Genomic DNA, 21,151 nt, shown 5'->3' with positions numbered 1-21,151 from the left:
CCCTTCGTTAAAACTAAAAACCTGAGCAAGCTCAGGTTTTTTTATGTCATCCGATATATCTGTGCCAGCAAAGCAGGTTGCACAGGCCACTGATTTCAGTACACTTGCCACAACCGCAGCAAGGCACAATACCAGCAACGATCAACGGAGCAATTATGAGTCAAACCCGCCAGGCAAAAAGATTAGCTGACTATCAGGCACCATCTTATGCCATTGATACCATTGAGCTTGAGTTTGATTTAGCACCGGAACAAACCCGGGTCACAGCCATCAGCCAATGGCGCAGAACAGGCGAAGTTACGCCCCTGGTATTGGATGGTCAATATCTGCAACTTGAGGGGGTTTGGCTCAACGGCACCCTGGTCACAAACTACCAGCTTGATGACGAACAGCTGATATTAGAGGACTTGCCTGACGTATTTGAACTGAAAATAGTGACTCTGCTAAACCCGGCCGCAAACACAGCATTGGAAGGTTTATACCTTTCCAATGGTGCTTATTGCACCCAGTGTGAAGCCGAAGGATTCCGCCGTATCACTTATTATCCGGACCGCCCTGATATGCTTGCTGTGTTTACCACCCATATCATTGCTGACAGCACAAAGTATCCGCACCTGTTATCAAATGGCAATCAAACCGCCTCAGCGTTACTCGCCGATGGCAGACGTCGTGTCAGCTGGTTCGACCCTTTCCCTAAACCTTGTTATTTATTTGCCTTAGTCGCAGGTGATTTTGATGTGCTCGAAGACAGCTATCAAACCCGCAGCGGCCGAGAGGTCAAACTGGCGTTTTATGTGGATAAAGGCAATAAAAGCCGTGCCGAATTTGCCATGGAGTCGCTGAAAAAAGCCATGCGCTGGGACGAAACCACCTATGGTCTGGAGTACGATCTTGAAGTGTATATGGTGGTGGCTGTCGACTTTTTTAATATGGGCGCCATGGAAAATAAAGGCCTGAATATTTTTAACAGCAAATACGTGCTGGCTGATGCGGAGTCCGCCACCGACACTGACTATTTCCATATTGAAAGTATTATCGGTCATGAGTATTTCCATAACTGGACCGGTAACAGGGTCACTTGCCGTGACTGGTTCCAGCTCAGTTTAAAAGAGGGCCTGACGGTGTTCCGTGATCAGCAGTTCAGTGCCGATATGGGCTCGCCAACTTTATGCCGCATTGATGCGATAAAAACCATCCGCACTGCCCAGTTTGCCGAAGACGCTGGCCCTATGGCGCACCCGATAAGGCCTGAGCAAGTGCTTGAGATGAATAACTTTTATACCGTGACAGTGTACGACAAAGGCGCTGAGGTGATCAGGATGCAACACAGCTTGCTGGGTGCTGAGGGTTTCAGAAAAGGCATGGATCTGTATTTTGCACGGCATGATGGCCAGGCCGTCACCTGTGATGATTTTGTGCAGGCGATGCAGGACGCGAGCGGTGTTGATCTTCAGCAGTTCCGCCGCTGGTACCAGCAAGCCGGTACCCCGGTGCTTAGTGCAACTTACAGTTACAACAGCACTGAAAAATGTCTGCATCTCAGCCTTAGTCAACATACGCCGGCAACAGCAGATGGCAGCGCCAAGTTACCACTGGTGCTACCGGTCCGTTTTGAACTTGTCAGTGCCGGTACTGATTATCATCAGCAGCAATTGCTGGTACTGAACGACGAACGTGCCGAGTGGCGTTTTAGCAATGTGCCGGACGATGTGGTGCCGGTGTTACTGGCCGATTTTTCTGCGCCTGTGAAGCTACAGGTGCAATATCAAACGCAGGAGTTGCTGCTGATTGCCGCCAAAGCGCAGGATGGGGTCGCGCGCTGGGATGCGATGCAACAACTGTGGTCAGCTTTGGTTCATCAGTCCGTTGAACAAGCCGCGCGGCTGCAACAAGAAAAATCAGCCTCAGCACAATCAACAGTGATGATCCCACAAGCGCTGATTGCCAGTATGCAACAACTGCTGCAACAGCCGCTCGCTGATTTGGCTTTTACCGCAGAATTATTAACGCTGCCTGGTTACGACACCCTGGCTGAACAATACGATGAGATCCCGGTGGATGCAATTTTGCAAAGCTTACAGGATTTCCGCCAACAAATAGCCCTGGCTTTGCAGCCTGACTTACTGGCCTGTTACCACAAATTACCGCGCGCTCCTTATCAGTATTCACAGACCCAAACCGGCTGCAGGCAACTGCAGGCATTATGTTTGTCTTACCTGGCGCTGAGCGGCCATGATGAACTGTTACTTTCGCATTATCAGCAGTCGGACAATATGACGGACCGTTTGGCCGCTATTAAAGCTGCCGTTTTTGCTGAAAGTCATACCGCTGCAACTATGCTGGCCGATCTCGGTCAGCGTTTTGCGCAGAACCCGCAGGTGTTTGATAAATGGGCCAGTGTGCAGGCAATCAGCCCATCGCCCGCTGTCTTTGACAGTCTTGCCGCGTTATCAGAGTGCCCGCAATTTAGCTGGACCAATCCCAACAGAGTCAGGGCTGTGTATGGTGCTTTTGCCATGCAAAACCCGCTGCAGTTCCATCGCACAGACGGTAGGGGGTATCTGCTGCTGACCCAAATCCTGCAAAAACTTGATGCGGTCAATCCGCAGCTGACAGCCAGACTGGTCACGCCGCTGTTGTCCTGGAAACGTTTTGACCAAAACCGGCAGCAGCTGATGCAAAAGCAACTGCAGCAACTGCTCGCGTTACCGGGACTTAGCAATGATTTGTATGAAAAGGTCAGCCGAAGTCTGCAGTGATGAACAAAACCTATAGATTTCACGCAGTGCTCAGTGCAGAGCAGTGCCTCGCGTATTATCAGGGTGCTATTACACAAGTGTTAGTGTGGGCAGACAGCGGCGAAAAAGTGCAGCTGCCAGCCCACCATTTCCGGCCTTATATCAGTCATTTTGGTTTAAATGGTTATTTTGAACTGACGACCACAGCAACGGGTAAGTTTATTGGGCTTAAAAAAATAAATTAGAGTAGCTACTTTAAACGGCAGATTAAAACGCAGGCTGGAAAATTTTGTCATTTGCCTTTTGTTTTCATCAACTTAACCCTTATTCGTACATTTTTTGTAAACCCAGTTAAACTGAGGTCTGGCCAATACTGACAGAATCGGACAGTTCGCAGAAAAAACTAAAGACAAATCAACAGATTTACGACATCGCAAGCCTTGCGCCCTTTATAAAATGATGTAATTATTTTACCCAAGTGAGCAGAGATCAGAGCAGTTGAACCGGCTCATTCATTACAAAAACAAAATAGACCTGCAGGGACAGGGGGGGAGATCACAAGATGAACAAAAGGCCATTTGCCTTTGCTAAAAATCCTTTAGCAATAGGTGTCGCGTCTGCGCTGTTAGCCTTGTCTGCAACATCCATTCAAGCCGCCAGTTATACATTAGGCGACGACGTAGAAGTTGTATTTGACTCAAGCTTTTCTTATGGCGCCAGCTGGCGCGCTGAGGACAGAAACTGGGACACTATCAGTAAAGCCAACAATCCGGCGCTGAACTGGACTGGTTACAACGCTGCAAGTAACACTATCTACACCTCGTCACAAGTCTGGCAACAAAGAGGCGGTTATTCATCAAACGGTGATGCCGGCAACCTGAACTACGACAAAGGTGACATGTTCTCTGAGCTGTTTAAAGGCACTCACGAATTATCAGTGACCAAAGGTGATTTTGGTCTCTTTACCCGCTTTATGTATTTTTATGACGCCGCCCTGATGGACAATGATGGTGCTTACACCAATCCTGTTTCAGGCAACAGAGTGGATCCATGTGCCGATGATGAAGGCCGTGATTTAGCCTGTCGTGACCTGCGTTTATTAGATGCTTATGTATTTGCCAATTTTGCGCTGAATGATGGTGCTAACCCATTATCCATCCGTGTCGGTAATCAGGTATTAAGCTGGGGTGAAAGTACGTTAATTCAGCACGGTATCAACATCACACCAATCGATGTCGGTATCGCCCGTTTACCAGGTGCTGATTTAAAAGAAGCTTATATTCCGGTAGGGATGATCTCAGCATCTTTAGGTTTAACTGAACAGCTGTCAGCTGAAGTGTTTTATCAGTACGATTGGCAAAACAGCTACCTGCCGGTGCCAGGCACTTATTTCTCCACCAACGACTTTGCCGGTAAAGGCGGTTACAACCAGAATATTCAGTTAGGTTTTGCCGGTAACCCGGATCTTGATTTATCAACCTTACTGGCTGGTTTAAACAGCATCGGCACCAATATCAAAGCGGCCAGCGCTGTACTTGCCAATCCACAGGCTTCTGCCGCGCAAAAAGCACAGGCTCAGGCTGCAATCAGCGCTTTATCAGCGTCTTATCTGGCTTATCCAACAAAAGTTACGCTGCGTCCTTATGGCGATGCCGGTGAAATTGAGCCGGAAGACGGTGGTCAGTATGGTGCCAAGTTAGAATATTTCGCGCCTGAACTGAACGACACTGAATTTGCTTTGTATTACATGAATTACCACAGCCGCACGCCGGTTATTTCGGGTATTGCCTCTGACTTCCGCCTTGCGGCAGTGCAGGCTGATATCGGTTATCTGGTTGCCAACGCCGGTAATATGACCAAAGAAAACGTGTCGAACCTCAAAGGCATGTCAAAAGGTCTGATTGAATATCCGGAAGATATCAAACTTTATGGTTTTAGCTTTAACACCACACTGGAAGGTACTTCTATCGCAGGTGAACTGGCCTACCGTCAGGATGAACCACTGCAAATCGACGACGTAGAAATTCTGTATGCCGGTATGCCGGAGCAGCTGGCCAATGGCGCAGCAACAAATCCGGCACTGGCAAACTTCCTCGGTTTTGCCGGTATTTCACAAATTGGCCGTTATGATGGTAAAAAAGTTCAGCCGGGTGAATTTGCCCAGGGTTATATCCTGGCAGATACCACTCAGGCACAGGTGACTATTACCCATTTATTCGGCCCTGTGCTGAACACCGATAACTTCACCTTACTGGCTGAAATTGGTGGTATTAAAATCAAAGATATGCCCCATCAGGACATACTGCGTTTAAACGGTCCAAATACTGACCGTAGCGGTTATCCGCTGATGGGAACCAATGGTGTAGGCGGTCCTTTAGTGATTAAAACCGGTTTACACACTGGTTTATCCAATGGCCCGGAAACCAACCCGTTCCCAACAGCTTCAGCATGGGGTTACCGTGTCGTTGCCAAAGCCGACTACAACAACGTTTTAGCTGGTGTGAACCTGTCACAACGTCTGACCTTCTCACATGACGTAAACGGTATTACACCTGATCCGTTGTTTATGTTCTCTGAAGATAAAAAATCGCTGAGCTATGCTGTCAGCTTCGATTATCTGAACCAATGGTCAGCTGAAATTTCCTACAACGCCTTCTTCGACGGTGTAGGCACCACCAATAACACTGAAGACCGTGATTTTGTGTCTTTTAACATCAAATATTCATTATAAGGGACGAGACAGTCTTATGAAAAAACTCACCCTGCTATCGTCCGCGATTGCGCTGGTTTTAAGTTGTGGCGCAATGGCCAAAGTTGCACCAGACCAGGTTGCCCGTTTAGGTGCTGATTTAACACCGCTTGGCGCGGAAAAAGCCGGTAACAAAGACGGCAGTATCCCGGCCTGGACCGGTGGTATTCAGTCGGCGCCTGCTGGTTATAAGCCAGGCGATCATCACCCGGATCCATTTGCCGCTGATAAAGTGGTGTACACAGTGACCAAAGCCAATCTGGAACAATACAAATCGTTATTGTCACCGGGTCAGCTGGCGCTGTTTAACCTGTATCCGGAAACCTTTAAGATGAACGTGTATCCAACACATCGTTCAGCGTCATACCCACAGTATGTGTATGATGCAACTAAGGAAATTGCCGGCAAAGCCGAACTGGTTCAAGGTGGCAACGGTATTATTAATGCCGCTATCGGTATTCCGTTCCCAATTCCTGCCAACGGTCTGGAAGCGATTTGGAACCACATCGTACGTTTCCGTGGTGTGGCTGCAACCCGTAACGGTGGCCAGGCTGCTCCAACGGCAACAGGTGCTTATACCCTGATCGGTTTTGATGAACAAATTATGTTCAAATATTCAGATCAAAAAGCAACCGCAGAGGCTTTGCAGGCGGAAAACATTCTGTTCCGCTTTAAACAAAGCGTGACGACGCCGGCACGTCTGGCGGGTACTGCACTGTTAGTCCATGAAACCATGGACCAGGTGAAAACACCACGTCAGGCCTGGACTTACAACACTGGCCAGCGCCGTGTACGCCGTGCACCAAATGTGGCTTATGACGCGCCAGGTACAGCTTCAGATGGTCTGCGCACCACAGATGATTTTGACATGTTTAACGGTTCACCAGACCGTTACACCTGGGAGCTCAAAGGCAAGCAGGAAATGTTAATTCCATACAACAGCTACAAACTGCATAGCAAAGACACTAAATACGCCAGTCTGTTAACCGCTGGTCATTTAAACCCAGACTACGTACGCTGGGAAAAACACCGTGTTTGGGTTGTTGAAGCCAAGTTAAAAGACGGCATGCGCCACGTATACGGTAAACGGGTGTTTTATATCGACGAGGACAGCTGGCAAATTCATGTGGCGGACCTTTATGATGCGCGTGGTGAGTTATACCGTGTCGCTACAGCCCATGGTCTGAACTATTATGAAGTGCCAACTCACTGGAGTACACTCGAGGTCTATCATGATCTGAACTCACGTCGTTATATTGCGATCGGTTTAGATAACGAAGATAAGATGTATAATTTCTCAGTGAAATTATCGGATAACGACTTCACGCCGGCAGCGCTGCGCCGTGAGGGAACCCGTTGATCTGAAAGTCCGGCAAAAACGGTTGGCTTGTTGCCAACCGTTTTTGTTTCTGTTTAACCCTCGAGTAATAGCTCTAATGATTTCAAAACTACTTTCTGGTCTGAGTGTATGTTGTTTACTGACATCGCATATGGCAGCGGCACAGGTGCAGCCACAGGCAGCTTATTTATTACCAAAGGCTGTGCATTCAGTCCTGACTGACATAGTACCTGTTGCGGGTAAGTTTTATGTCAGTGCAGGTGAAAGAGGCCACATACTGCTGAGTCAGGACGGTACGAACTGGCAACAGATGCCGGTGCCACTGCAATCAAATCTGAACTCGGTTTATTTTGCCGATGAGTTGCATGGCTGGGCGGTTGGGCATGATGCCAGCATTTTACATTCAGCCGATGGTGGCCAAAGCTGGGTGATTCAGCAATTTTTGCCAGAACTCGACAAACCTTTATTTGATGTATTTTTTAAAGACGCCAAAGAGGGCATCGCTGTAGGTGCCTATGGGATGTTTTACCGCAGCAAAGATGGCGGCCAAAGCTGGCAGAGTGAGTTTCACCCGGAACTAGCCAGTGAAGACGATCAGGCGCTGCTTGCGGAATTAAAAGAAACTGATCCCGAGTCGTATGCCATTGAAGCCGAGTCAGTATTACCGCATTTTAATCGTTTATATGCCGACGGCAGTACCTTGTATCTGGTTGGTGAAGCAGGCTTTTTTGCCAAGAGTCTGGACTTTGGCGCCACCTGGCAGCGCCAGCCGGAATTTTATAATGGTTCGCTATTTGGTATCACCAGAACGGCACAACTGAGCTTAATCACCGTTGGCTTACGCGGCCACGTATTCCGTAGCACCGATCAGGGCCAGAGCTGGCAGCAAATTCAGGTGCCATCACCGGCTACGCTGAACAGTGTACTGAGCACCAGCGATGGTAAAGTGTATTTACTGGGCAATGCCGGTACTTTAATGGTCAGTGTAGACGATGGCCAGAGCTTCAGTGCGATGAACGAAGCTGACGGCAAAGCCATTCTGAACGCGGTCAAAATTGGCGCTAACCTGGTTCTGGCAACCGAAGTTGGTATCAAAACAATTCCTACAAAAGAAACTGAATAACCATGAGTGCGAACCGTTTTATTAATAAATGTGAATATGCGCTGTTCCGGCATCGCGGTCTGGTGCTGGTCGCTTTTGTGCTGGTCACCTTGTTTTTGCTATTTAAGGCGAGCCAAATCAAACTGGATGCTGCCTTTACCAAAAATATTCCGCTCAAACATGAATATATGCAGACCTATCTGAAGCACGCCAAAGATTTTGGTGGTGCCAATAATATTCTGATTTCAGTTTGTGACGCCTCAGGCAATATTTTTAACCCGGACTTTTTTGATTCATTCCGCAAAATCCATGATCAGGTTTATTACATGTCTGGTGTGGACCGGGTTTTGGTAAAATCCCTGTTTAGCCCAAGTACCCGCTTTGTTGAAGTGGTGGAAGATGGTTTTGCCGGTGGTCCTGTGATCCCTGCGGATTTTGTCAATGACGCCAATGGCCTTGCCATCGTCAAACAAAATATCGAAAAAGCGGGCATTGTTGGCCGAATGGTGGCTGACGATTATAGCTGCGCTATGGTCACAGCCCAACTGCAGGAAATCAACCCGGACACCAACGAAAAACTCGACACCATCGCTTTTGCCAATCAACTGGAAAAAGATGTACGAGGTCAGTTTGAAAATGACAAAATTACCGTACACATCATTGGTTTTGCCAAAATGGTCGGTGATGTTGCCAATGGCGCTAAAGGCGTACTGGCATTTTTTGCAGTGGCAATTCTTATCACCGCAGTGATGGTGTTTTTATTCTCAAAATCTATCACCTTAACCTTGTTGCCTATCGCCTGTTCCCTGATAGCGGTAATTTGGCAGATGGGGTTATTAACAGTCATGGGTTTTGGTATCGATCCGATGTCCATTCTGGTACCGTTTTTGGTCTTTGCCATTGGCGTGAGCCACGGTGTGCAGATGATCAACGCCACCGGCAAAAACGTGGCGGCAGGCCTTGATGCAAAAACAGCGGCTCAGGCCAGTTTTCGCCGATTGTTAGTACCTGGCGGTGTGGCGCTGCTATCTGACACTGTAGGTTTTATCACGTTACTGATTATCGAAATTGGCGTCATTCGTGAGCTGGCCATTACCGCCAGTTTAGGTGTTGGCGTGATTATTCTGACTAACCTTATCCTGCTGCCGGTGTTGATGTCTTATGTGCGTTTTAAAGCCAGTTACGTCAAAGCAGTATCGGAACCCACACCTGTCGCTGACAAGTTCTGGTACAAACTGTCGGCTTGCGCTGAGCCAAAAGTCGCAGCTGTCATTCTAGCTTTAACGGCCGGCTTATTTACGCTGGGTTATATCCAGAGTAAAGAGCTGAAAATTGGCGATCTGCATCCTGGCGCGTCATCTCTACACGAAGATTCTCGCTATAACCAGGATACTTTCCTGATCACAGACCGTTATGCCATTTCGGTAGACTACATCAATGTGATGGTAGAAACCGATGCCAATGGTTGTACTTTCCATCCTATTATGGAAAAGATTGACCAGTTCCAGTGGCAAATGGAAAACGTAGCTGGTGTACAAAGTGCGGTGTCTTTGCCTTCAGTGTCAAAAACTATCAACGCGGCTTTTAACGAAGGCAACGTCAAATGGCGGATTTTGCCACGCACCACAGAGTCTCTGGTTCAGTCTTCTTCCCGGGTTGAAACCAGCACAGGTTTATTAAACCCTGATTGCTCTGTGATGCCGGTGATTATTTTCCTGAATGACCATAAAGCTGAAACTATCGAAAAAGTGGTGGCAGAGGCCAAACGTATCGGTGCCGAACTTGGCACAGATACCACGAAGTTTATGCTGGCATCAGGCCCTGTGGGTGTAATGGCTGCCACCAACGAGGCGGTCGCGGCTGCACAGGACCCAATGACCTGGTACGTGTATGGTGCTGTTATCCTGCTGTGTCTGTTAAGTTTCCGCTCAGCCCGTGCCACTTTAGCCGTGATCCTGCCACTTTATGTCGTGACAGTACTGGCAACCGCCTTAATGACGTTACTGGAAATTGGCCTGACGGTGTCAACTTTACCAGTAATTGCATTGGGTGTAGGTATTGGTGTGGATTACGGTATTTATATTCTGACCAATATGACCCAACCACTGAGTCAGGGTGTGCCGCTGCGTCAGGCTTATTTTCAAGCCTTAAAGTCGACCGGTAGTGCCGTGCTCTTTACTGCGGTCACTCTGGCCATCGGCGTCAGCACCTGGGTGTTCTCCGCACTGAAGTTCCAGGTAGACATGGGCATACTGTTAACCTTTATGTTTATCGTCAATATGCTGGGCGCAGTTTTTGTACTGCCGGCACTTGCGGCCTTCTTCTGGCCAAAAAATCGCTAAAAACGCCAAAATACAGACGGCTTGATGTATTGCCGTCTGCTGTACCCATCCAGCATCTTTATGCAAAAAAACTAATGAAAATGGCCTGCGGGCCATTTTCTTATTTAACAAGGCTGAATATCTTGTCAAATCAGCTTTTTTGCTCTGGTACAACCAGTTTGAAAGGCGGAAATAAAGCTCGAAAAGCGCGGGAATAGGCAATAAACTTCGCACCTGACACGCTCTGTATGTAATGCACAATCCTGCTTCCCCTCTGCAGAGATTAAAACAAGGATACAAAAATGGCACTGATAGACGGTCAACCATCTGTACTTCTACAAAATGTAAGTAAACTCATCCGCCAAAAAGTTAAAGATCAGGTCGAACTGGTCGAGAAATTCGCCTTCACGCTTTACGGCAATGTTGCCAATGAAGACATGTTTGGTCGCAATGACAGCGACTTATATGGTGCAGCTTTAAGCCTGTGGCAAACTTTTAACACCCACACTGAGGATGCCGCCAAAATCCGGGTGTTTAATCCGGAAATCGCCCGTCATGGCTGGGAATCCAAACACACTATTGTTGAGATTGTGGTCAAAGACATGCCGTTTCTGGTTGACTCGGTGCGTATTGCATTAAACCGCCACAACATCACAGCGCATTTACTGCTGCATTACCCGCTGCAGACTTTCCGTGATGACAAAGGCAATATCACCGAATTTAACAAACTGGGTACCAAAGCCAACCCGAGCACCCAACAAACGGTGTTCCATATTGAAATCGACCGGATGACTGACAAAACGGCTATCGACAATCTGGTTGCTGAGCTGGATTCAGTGATGCAGGACGTGTCGCTTGCTGTCAGCGACTGGCAGCCAACCCGTGCCAAGCTGGAGCAGGTGATCCGCGAGCTGCCAAACCATTGTGGTAAAGCCAGCAAAGAACAACTGGCCGAAGCAACCGAATTTTTAAACTGGCTGGCCAAAGATAACTTCACGTTATTGGGTTACCGCCAGTACAGCATAGTGCCGGTGCAGGGTGACTATCGCATCGCCGGTCAGGCCGACACAGCCCTCGGTTTAATGCGCCGTTCTGTGTCGCGCGATTTAATGTTGTCAGATTTACCGGATGTGGCGCGCAAACAGGCGTTAAGCACAGATCTTTTGATCCTGACCAAAACCAACAACAAATCCAGGGTGCACAGACCGGCTTATATCGATTACATCGGTATTAAACGTTTTGATGCCAACGGCAATGTGGTGGGTGAAGACCGTTTTATCGGTTTGTACTCCTCATCGTTATACAACAATAGCGCCGGTGATATTCCACTGCTGAAAAACAAACTGGCCAATGTGATGGCCCGTTCTGGTTTTGCTGTTGGTACCCATGCTTATAAAGCGCTGTTGAATATTCTGGAAACTTATCCGCGTGATGAGCTGATTCAGGCAGACAGCGATGAGCTGCTGGAAATTGCCACTGGCGTACTGCAAATGCAGGAACGTGACATGACCAGGCTGTTTATGCGCAAAGACGCATTTGGCCGTTTTGTCTCCGCCATGGTGTATGTGCCGCGCGAGCGTTACAACACACAGCTGCGTAAAGAAACCCAGCAAATTCTGCAGCAGTTTTTAGGCAGTACCGAACCGGTGGAATTTACCACCTATTTCTCTGAATCCGTGCTGGCCCGGACCCATTATTTTGTCCGGATCAACGACAGTAATATCGAGTTCAATGTGAAAGATATCGAAAACAATCTGATTGAAGCGGCCCGTACCTGGGAAGATAAACTGGAAACAGCCCTGATTGGCCGTTTTGGTGAACTGAGTGGCCGTGAGCTCAGCCGCAAATATGTCAACGCTTTCCCGCGTGCCTATAAAGAAGAAATGTTGCCAAATGATGCTTTGGTAGACATTGCCAAGCTGGAAGCCTTAAGCGAAGACAACACGCTGGAAATGCTGTTCTACCGGCCACAGGAAGAAAGCGCTGAGTCTAAAGCAGTGCGGTTGAACCTGTTCCATAAAGACCATCCAATCCATTTATCTGACGTGTTGCCGATGCTGGAAAACTTTGGTCTGCGCGTGATTGGTGAAACTCCTTATGCCGTGCGTTGCCCTGAAGGTTCGGTCAGCTGGATCTTAAACTTCAGTATGGAATTAAACGGCAAGGTGCCACTAGACTTTGAAGCTGCCCAGCAGCTGTTCCAGGAATCTTTTGCCAAGGTCTGGAAAGGTGATTTAGAAGACGATGGTTTTAACCGTTTAATTCTGGGTGCAGGTTTAACGGGCCGTGAAGCATCGTTGTTACGTGCTTTTGCCAAATACAAACGTCAAATCGGCGGTACTTTCAGCCAGGCTTATGTTGAATCGACTTTTGGCCGGTATCCGTTATTGGCCAATCTGCTGGTGAAACTTTTTAACACCAAGTTTGCGCTTGAGAACAACAGTCAGGCTGATGCCGATAAACTGCACACTGAAATTCTGGCCCAGCTGGAGAACGTGGCAAACCTGGACGACGACCGCATTATCCGTCGTTTCCTGGCCATTATTCAGGCCATTGTGCGCACCAACTACTTCCAGAAAGCAGCTGACGGCACAGATAAACCTTATATCTCCTTTAAAGTACGTCCGGCCATGATCCCGGATATGCCATTGCCACTGCCATTCTTCGAAATTTTTGTGTATTCACCGAAGGTGGAAGGTGTGCACTTACGTTTTGGTAAGGTTGCACGGGGTGGTTTACGCTGGTCTGACCGTCGTGAAGACTTCCGCACTGAAGTCCTGGGCCTGGTGAAAGCACAACAAGTGAAAAACACTGTGATTGTGCCTGTAGGCGCCAAAGGTGGTTTTGTTTGTAAAAAACTGCCTGAAACCGGTGGCCGTGAAGCCTGGTTAAACGAAGGTAAAGCCTGTTACCGCACCTTTATCCGCGGTTTACTGGATGTGACCGACAATATTCTGCAAGGCCAGATTGTGCCGCCAAAACAAGTGGTGCGCCTGGATGAAGACGATCCGTACCTGGTGGTGGCAGCAGATAAAGGCACTGCAACTTTCTCTGATATCGCCAACAGCATTTCATTGGAATACAACCACTGGTTAGGTGACGCCTTTGCGTCGGGCGGCTCTAACGGTTACGACCACAAAGGCATGGGTATCACTGCCCGCGGCGGTTGGGAATCAGTGAAACGCCACTTCCGTGAAGTGGGCATTGACTGTCAGACCACAGATTTTACCGTGGTTGGTATCGGTGATATGGCCGGTGACGTTTTTGGTAACGGCATGCTGTTATCAGAGCATATCCGCCTGCAGGTTGCCTTTAACCATATGCATATTTTTGTGGATCCAAACCCGGTCGCTGCCACTTCGTTTGCCGAACGTCAGCGCCTGTTTAATCTGCCGACTTCAACCTGGGATGATTACAACAAAGAGCTGATTTCTGAAGGGGGCGGTGTCTTCCTGCGTAGCGCCAAGGCCATTAAACTGAGCCCGCAAATGCAGGCCATGCTTGGCACTGACAAAACCTCATTAACGCCGAATGAGTTGATCCGCGCTGCATTAATGATGGAAGTGGACCTGATTTGGAACGGTGGTATCGGTACTTACGTCAAAGCGACGGACGAAAGCCATGCCGAAGTGGGCGATCGTGCTTCTGAACCGCTGCGTGTAAACGGTAAAGAAGTCAAAGCCAAAATTATTGGTGAAGGCGGTAACTTAGGTACCACCCAACGTGGCCGTATTGAATACGCTGCAAACGGTGGCCGTATTAATACCGATTTTATCGATAACGTCGGTGGTGTTGACTGTTCAGATAACGAAGTGAACATCAAAATTCTGCTCAACGCCATGGTCGCCAGCGGTGATATGACGCTGAAACAGCGTAACGAGTTGCTGTACGACATGACCAATGACGTGGCGGACATCGTCATTAACGACTGTTACCGTCAGACCCAGAGTATTTCAGTCTCTTCGTTGTTAGGTGCTGAGCAGCTCAAAGAATACACCCGTTTTATCCATGCCCTGGAAAAAGACGGCAAGTTAAACCGCGAGCTGGAATTCCTGCCAACGGACGACATGCTGGCAGAGCGGATGGTGAAAGGTGTTGGTTTAACCCGTCCAGAGCTCGCCATTTTGACCGCTTACGGCAAAATGGTGTTAAAAGAGCAGCTGGTGACGCCTGAAGTGTCTGACAATGCGTTCTTTAAACAAGAGCTGATTGGTGCATTCCCGAAAGTGTTGCAGGAGCGTTATGCAACACAAATGGAAAACCATCCGCTGAAAGCCGAAATTATCGCCACTAAGCTTGCCAATATGCTGGTGAACGATATGGGCGCCAATTTTGCGCACCGGATGATGGAAGAAACAGGCTCCACTGTGGCTGAAGTCATTATTTCTTACACCATCGCCCGTGAACTGTTTGATGTGGAAAGTATCTGGCATCAACTGGAAGATTTAGACAACGTCATTGCCGCTGATCTGCAAACCCGCTTGTTGTTCCAGTTACGCCGTACTATGCGCCGTGTAACACGCTGGTTCCTGCGTCATCGCAACAAAGCAATGGATATCGCGCAAACTGTGGCGTTTTTCAAACCAGCTTTTGTGCAAATTTCTGAGCAGTTACCAAGATTATTGGCGTCTGCAGAAGCGGCAGCACTGCAGGAACATCAGGACAGCCTGGTGGCACAGCAGGTGCCGGTCAATGTGGCACGTTATCTGGCACAGTTAAGCACTGTGTTCTCGGTGATGGATATTGCCCAGGTCGCTGATGCGGAAAAAACCGACTTGTTATTGGCTGCGGAAATTTACTTTAAGCTCGGTGACAAGCTGGACTTACACTGGTTCCTGGAGCAAATCACCCAACAGCCGGTCAGCAACCACTGGCAGGCTCTGGCGCGCGCTTCATACCGCGAAGAGCTGGATTGGCAACAACGTGCGCTGTCTCAGGTCGTGGTTCGTACCTGTCACAACGCCTGTTCGTCAGACGAAGTGATCCAGAACTGGCTGAAGTCGAATGAACTGGTGCTGTCGCGCTGGAGCATGATGCTGGCCGAGTTTAAAACCACCAAGAGCCACGAGTTCGCCAAGTTCTCTGTTGCCTTGCGTGAGCTGATGTTATTAAGCCACCACTGCGACAACGTGAAATAACGCGGTTGTGAACTAAAGTTTGACATCAAACAGAAATGCCCCGACTGCCGGGGCATTTTTTTAAAATGTGCTGCGTTATCTTTTTACATTAAATACAAAGGCCTGGTTATGTTTTACAAAATTGCACGTGATCTGATGTTTTGTGCTGATGCGGAAAAATCGCATCATTTTGCCCTCGACAGCTTAAAAGCTTTACAGCATACGCCGTTGTCGATGTTATGGCGCCAGCAGATCCAGCCAAAACCTCTGACAGTGGCCGGTATCACTTTTGATAATCCGGTTGGACTTGCAGCTGGCCTTGATAAAAATGCCGATTGTATTGATGCCTTTGCCCAAATGGGTTTTGGCTTTATTGAAGTAGGTACAGTCACACCAAGACCACAGGCCGGCAATGACAAACCGCGGTTATTCCGCCTGCCAGAGGCAAACGCTATTATTAACCGTATGGGTTTTAATAATAAAGGTGTTGATTATCTGGTTGAAAACGTAAAAAAAGCCCAATACAAAGGTGTACTTGGTATCAATATTGGCAAAAACAAAGACACGCCAAACGAGCAGGGTAAAGATGATTATGTGCATTGCATGCGCAAAGTTTACCCATATGCCAGTTATATCACTGTAAATATTTCCTCACCCAATACGCCAGGCCTGCGCGATTTGCAGTTTGGTGATGCGCTACTGGATTTACTGAACGCTGTGAAAAACGAGCAACTGGATTTAGCGGCCAAACATGGCAAGTATGTGCCGGTCTTTGTCAAAATCGCCCCTGATATGGATGAAGTTGCAGTACAACAAGTGGCTGAAACTTTATTACAGAGCAAAATGGATGGTGCTATAGCCACCAACACCACACTGGAGCGTAGTGCTGTGGCCGGTTTAAAGCATGCCAATGAAAGTGGCGGTTTAAGCGGGGCGCCGGTGCGGTTAAAAAGCACTGAAGTGATCCGGCAGCTTCGATCCGCTGTTGGGCCTGATATGCCGATCATCGGCGTAGGTGGTATTGACAGTGCCGAGTCGGCTCAGGAAAAACTCAATGCCGGCGCGCAGTTAGTACAGATTTATACCGGCTTTATTTATCAGGGACCACAGCTTATCCGTTCGATCGTCAACAGCTTATAACGATCCGGTGGCGATCAGGGCAGGTTAGTCCAAAATATTCTTTAACATCTTGATCTGACAGGTGTAAAACGGCGGCATCCAAACTTTTTCCAAAGGTTGTCAGCATGTGCGCTTTTACACCTTCAGCTTCCTGGCAGTGGCAAACCCAAACCGGGCAGCTGCAATTGCAAACCGGGCAGTTTTTGCATCGCACACCTTTTCAGCTGACTGATTTAAACAGCAGTCCCAGCCCAGATTTTACGATGGCCCAGGCAGAATTGTTCTGGCAGTTCTGGCATGCGCTGGAGCAACTCCAATATCCCGCCGCCGCTTGTTTTGCCGCTGCTATAGATGCATTGGCGGCACAGCAGTACTTGCGCCAGACCGGCCACAAAAGCTGGTGGTTTACTGCGATATCCGCAGATTATCAGCCCGCTTGTGCTGAACTGGTCTGGGTCGGCGGCCAGCAGCCATTATTGGCGCTGGTCACCCAACAACAAGGCACTTGCTGTCAGCTGTTGTTGCTCGAAGATGGCCACAGTCTGCAGGGCAAGGCACTTTATGCCGGTGAAGTGCTGATGCTGCTGAACGACAGGGTACAACCCTGGCTACCTGCCTCTAATCACAAGCTGGCAAAATCCGCCTGATTTGAGCACAGACACTAAGTTTTTTTGTTGTTTTGCCACAATCTGCTAGGCACTTTGATCTGAATGGGTAAAATAGCGCTGATTTTATTTTCCAGGTAATACAGTGTGACCGATCCCATTGCAAATTTTGACGATATCCGCCCATACCACGATAACGAAGTTGCGGCTGCAGTACAGCGTATTATTGCCGATCCGGAGTTTATCCGTGCCATAGTGCAGCATCGCCTTGGCAGTCAATCTAAGTTACTGAATTTTATCGCGGCACCAATGGTCAGCTGGTATTTACGCCGGCACTGGTCTGGTTTTAAGTCGGTAGAAGCAGTACAAGGTTATGTTGCTGTCTATCTGAATAAAAGCCTGAAAAAAACCACGGCCGGAGTTACTTTTAGCGGTCTGGAAGCGCTGGATAAAACCAAGTCTTATTTATTTGTGTCCAATCATCGGGATATTGCGATGGATCCGGCGCTGGTGAACTGGTGTTTGCATCAACAGGGTTTTGATACCGCCCGTATTGCCATTGGCGACAATTTACTGAAAAAGCCCTGCGCCACTGAGCTGATGAAACTGAACAAAAGTTTTATTGTCCGCCGCTCCGCCAAAGGCCCACGCGAGATGATTAAAGCGCTGGGACAACTGTCTGCCTATATCGCCCATTCACTGCAAACTGGTCATCATATCTGGATAGCGCAAAAAGAAGGCCGGGCTAAAGATGGCAATGACGCAACAGATCCGGCCATCCTGAAAATGTTTTATATCAATGGCAAACAGCAACAAATAGAATTTACTGACTATATGCGCTCGTTACAGATAGTGCCGGTGTGTTTGTCTTATGAATACGACCCTTGTGACGCCGCCAAAGCCAATGAGCTTTATCAGCTGGCAACAGAAGGCAATTATCAAAAAACAGAATTTGAAGATATTGAGAGTATTATCAAAGGCATAGTGGGCTACAAAGGCAGGGTGCATGTGCACTTTGGTGCTGTACTGGAGAAAAACGAAGACTTAGAGAGTCCGGAAAGCGTGGCAGCAGCTATCGACCGCGAAATTTATCAGGGTTATCGTTTCTATCCGGCCAATTATCAGGCTGCGGGACAAACCACGGCAGAGTCTGATAATGGTGCTTTTATGGCGAGGCTTCACGCTTTGCCAGCCGAAGTGCAACCTTATCTTCGTCAGATGTACGCCAATCCGCTTTTAAACGCGCAAAAAGCCAAGACTACAATAGCGGAGGCGAAACAATAATGGCCAGAGCTATCACTTATAAGTTTAAAGGTCAACCGCGTAAAATTGCCTTTAGTTACGACAAATTCCGCGACATTTATGAAGCAGTGGCTGCAGCTGAAGGCATTGATTTAACTGCTTTTTTAAAGATGGAACAGCAGGTGGCAATGACTGCTAAACGCAGCGCTGCCATTAAAGACTTCCGGCAAAAAGAATTTATCCGCTTTGGTTTTAGCGACATTTATCTGCATAAAGACGACGCTGAACTTTAAGCGCTGACAGTGAAACGTGCTTGTGATCTAGCGGGGTTCTTGCCCTTGTTGTCATGCCCCCAACAAGCCTGAACTAAAGCTTATCGTAAGCGCCTCACTTATTTAATTTTTCACGTCCAAAAGACTATCGGGCTTAGCGCCGCCGGAGTGCTTTTTGCAAAGTTTCGGCTGTTCGGGGCAGTAAATCAGCTGATCACCGACTTTAATCTTGGCTTGGTCAAACCACCCAGGCGGCATTTCCAGTGCAGCGCGCACAATGCGCTCAGACGGATGCAGGGTTTCGGTATTGGCCTGCATCGAGCGGATGGCTACAATACGCCAGTTGCTATCAATAAAAGCCACATCCAGCGACTCCGGTGTATTTTTCATCCAGAGCACCATTTCTGCTGGTTGTTGCAACAACAGCAACATGCCATGTTTCAGCGGTGATTGCCCCATAAGTCCCTGACTACGTTTAGCCGGCGTATCAGCTAACTGCACCTGAATTTGCTGATCTTTTACCTGTAGCTGCACCAGGCTGAATGTTTCCGATAAGCCGGCAGCATGGCAAGCGGCGAGGCTTAACAGCATTAGAATACTGAACAATAATGTGGCTCGGGATAACATGCAGGCTGCTCTTTTTTATCAGTTTTTTATCCTAACGCGGCTGCCCGAGCCATGACAAGACCCAGTTTTGCCGGTTGGTCTGATTTGGGCAATAAAAAAGCCAGCATGAAGCTGGCTTTTTTTGCAAACCATAAATTAGTTCGCGTTTAATGCCTGGCGCGGATCGACAAAAGTCAGGTTTAAGGCTTCAGCAACATGCTGATTCACCACCTGGCCGTTGATCACGTTCAGACCGTTTAATAAATGCTGATCTTCTAACAGCGCAGCTTTATAACCTTTGTTCGCCAGTTTAATGATAAAAGGCAAAGTGGCGTTATTCAGTGCAAAAGTAGAAGTTAAAGGCACAGCACCTGGCATGTTGGCCACACAGTAGTGCACCACATCGTCCACGATAAAGGTTGGTTCAGCATGAGTGGTGGCATAAGAAGTTTCCACACAACCGCCCTGATCAATAGCCACGTCAACGATAGCTGAGCCTGGTTTCATTTTACGAACATGTTCACGGGTCACTAATTTAGGTGCAGCGGCACCTGGAATTAATACACCGCCAATCACTAAATCGGCTTCCAGTACATGTTTTTCCAGCGCGTCAGCAGTGGAATAAATCGCTTTGACGGCACCGTTAAACTGGGCATTAATACGGCGTAATACGTCAACGCTGCGGTCCAGTACCACAACGTCAGCACCTAAACCCAAAGCCATTTGTGCAGCGTTGGTACCCACCATACCACCACCGATCACTACAACTTTGGCAGGTTCTACACCTGGCACACCACCTAACAACATACCGCGGCCAGCACAGGATTTTTCCAAAGCGCGGGCACCGGCCTGAATTGACATACGGCCTGCTACTTCTGACATAGGCGCCAACAGTGGTAAACCACCACGGTTGTCGGTCACAGTTTCATAAGCAATACAGATAGCTTTTGATTTGATCAAATCTTCAGTTTGTGGCAAATCCGGTGCTAAGTGCAGGTAAGTAAACAGAATTTGGCCTTCACGCAGCATAGCGCGCTCAACAGCCTGTGGCTCTTTTACTTTTACAATCATGTCGCTTTTGGCAAAAACTTCAGCTGCTGTTGCCAGCACTTCAGCACCTGCTGCAGTGTAATCTGCATCACCAAAACCGATGCCGCTGCCGGCATTATGTTCAACATAAACTTTGTGACCGTGAGCAACCAGTTCGCGAACGCTGGCTGGAGTCATACCGACGCGGTATTCGTGGTTTTTGATTTCTTTTGGCACGCCAATAATCATGATTTTCTGCCTGTGTAGGGTTGGTAAAAATATTTCGCTAGTATAATGTGATTTTTGTGGAATGAATGGTTGTTTTTGTGATGTTCAATAGTGGAAAATGCTAAATATTGAACTTTAAAAGAATTATTATCTGGTATGTTTCCGCAATATAAAGAGCTGAAAAAACTCGACCGTATCGACCGTAAAATTTTGCTTGAGCTGCAAAAAGACGGCCGCTTGTCCAATGTCGAACTGGCCAAAAGGGTGGGGCTGAGTCCAACCCCTTGTCTGGAGCGCGTAAAAAGGCTGGAAACTGATGAATTTATTCTGGGTTATACCGCTTTGGTTGACCCGAGCAAGGTTGGTGCTGCGCTTTTGGTGTTTGTCGAAATAACCTTAAGTAAAACCTCACCTGAGGATTTTGATGAATTCAGCAAAGCGGTACAAAAGCTGGACGAAATTCTGGAGTGTCACCTGGTATCCGGCAGTTTTGACTTTTTATTAAAAACCAGGGTGGCCAATATGGCGGCCTATCGTGAATTATTGGGCGAAACCTTATTAAGGCTGCCCAGTGTGCGCGAAAGCCGGACCTATGTGGTGATGGAAGAGGTGAAACAAACCACTTTTGTCACAGTAGCTGGTTAAATAACAAGCAGATAGCATCACAATGCGCCCGGAGGCAGC

General features: G+C 48.1%; 14 protein-coding genes. 12 read left to right on the top strand and 2 right to left on the bottom strand.

Annotated elements, in window-relative coordinates; all coding sequences use genetic code 11:
* The first annotated feature begins 155 nt into the window (after positions 1–155).
* From pepN to N3Z11_RS07335, 11 genes are all read left to right on the top strand, one after another.
* The gene (gene pepN / locus N3Z11_RS07385; RefSeq protein WP_260656519.1) at positions 156–2,759 is read left to right on the top strand and encodes an aminopeptidase N; all 2,604 of its coding nucleotides are present in this window, start codon (positions 156–158) and stop codon (positions 2,757–2,759) included.
* A complete protein-coding gene (locus tag N3Z11_RS07380) occupies positions 2,759–2,983 on the top strand; it encodes a DUF2835 domain-containing protein (protein WP_260656518.1) in 225 nt (74 codons plus the stop codon). Before pepN ends, N3Z11_RS07380 begins: the two co-directional genes overlap by 1 nt.
* Positions 2,984–3,300: 317 nt before the next feature.
* On the top strand, positions 3,301–5,469 hold the full coding sequence (locus tag N3Z11_RS07375; RefSeq protein ID WP_260656517.1) for a DUF1302 domain-containing protein: 2,169 nt from the start codon (positions 3,301–3,303) through the stop codon (positions 5,467–5,469).
* Positions 5,470–5,485: 16 nt separating this feature from the next.
* Positions 5,486–6,847, top strand: a complete 1,362-nt coding sequence (locus N3Z11_RS07370) for a DUF1329 domain-containing protein (RefSeq protein ID WP_260656516.1) — start codon at positions 5,486–5,488, stop codon at positions 6,845–6,847.
* A gap of 130 nt (positions 6,848–6,977) precedes the next feature.
* On the top strand, positions 6,978–7,949 hold the full coding sequence (locus tag N3Z11_RS07365) for a WD40/YVTN/BNR-like repeat-containing protein (protein WP_260656515.1): 972 nt from the start codon (positions 6,978–6,980) through the stop codon (positions 7,947–7,949).
* 2 nt (positions 7,950–7,951) lie between these two features.
* On the top strand, positions 7,952–10,270 hold the full coding sequence (locus N3Z11_RS07360) for an efflux RND transporter permease subunit (RefSeq protein WP_260656514.1): 2,319 nt from the start codon (positions 7,952–7,954) through the stop codon (positions 10,268–10,270).
* Between the two features lie 281 nt (positions 10,271–10,551).
* Complete coding sequence (locus N3Z11_RS07355) at positions 10,552–15,387, top strand: NAD-glutamate dehydrogenase (protein ID WP_260656513.1); 4,836 nt, start codon at positions 10,552–10,554, stop codon at positions 15,385–15,387.
* 108 nt (positions 15,388–15,495) lie between these two features.
* Positions 15,496–16,506, top strand: a complete 1,011-nt coding sequence (gene pyrD / locus N3Z11_RS07350; RefSeq protein ID WP_260656512.1) for a quinone-dependent dihydroorotate dehydrogenase — start codon at positions 15,496–15,498, stop codon at positions 16,504–16,506.
* Positions 16,507–16,748: 242 nt separating this feature from the next.
* Positions 16,749–17,132, top strand: coding sequence for a hypothetical protein (locus N3Z11_RS07345; protein WP_409566856.1), 384 nt, complete (start codon positions 16,749–16,751; stop codon positions 17,130–17,132).
* 105 nt (positions 17,133–17,237) lie between these two features.
* Complete coding sequence (locus N3Z11_RS07340; protein WP_260656510.1) at positions 17,238–18,374, top strand: 1-acyl-sn-glycerol-3-phosphate acyltransferase; 1,137 nt, start codon at positions 17,238–17,240, stop codon at positions 18,372–18,374.
* Positions 18,374–18,625: a DUF2960 domain-containing protein gene (locus N3Z11_RS07335; RefSeq protein WP_260656509.1), complete on the top strand. Its 252-nt coding sequence runs from the start codon at positions 18,374–18,376 to the stop codon at positions 18,623–18,625. The genes N3Z11_RS07340 and N3Z11_RS07335 overlap by 1 nt, the downstream gene beginning before the upstream one ends.
* 102 nt (positions 18,626–18,727) lie before the next feature.
* On the opposite strand, the gene N3Z11_RS07330 is transcribed toward N3Z11_RS07335, so the two are convergent.
* A complete protein-coding gene (locus tag N3Z11_RS07330) occupies positions 18,728–19,231 on the bottom strand; it encodes a DUF192 domain-containing protein (RefSeq protein WP_260656508.1) in 504 nt (167 codons plus the stop codon).
* Positions 19,232–19,366: 135 nt separating this feature from the next.
* The gene (gene ald / locus N3Z11_RS07325; protein WP_260656507.1) at positions 19,367–20,488 is read right to left on the bottom strand and encodes an alanine dehydrogenase; all 1,122 of its coding nucleotides are present in this window, start codon (positions 20,486–20,488) and stop codon (positions 19,367–19,369) included.
* A 135-nt stretch (positions 20,489–20,623) separates the two neighbouring features.
* On the opposite strand from ald, the gene lrp reads away from it, so the two are divergent.
* The gene (lrp, locus tag N3Z11_RS07320) at positions 20,624–21,112 is read left to right on the top strand and encodes a leucine-responsive transcriptional regulator Lrp (RefSeq protein ID WP_260656506.1); all 489 of its coding nucleotides are present in this window, start codon (positions 20,624–20,626) and stop codon (positions 21,110–21,112) included.
* Positions 21,113–21,151 lie beyond the last annotated feature (39 nt).

The organism is Rheinheimera sp. 4Y26 (assembly GCF_025245835.1).
Classification (GTDB): Bacteria; Pseudomonadota; Gammaproteobacteria; order Enterobacterales; family Alteromonadaceae; genus Pararheinheimera.
This window is presented reverse-complemented; position numbering and strand designations above follow the sequence as displayed.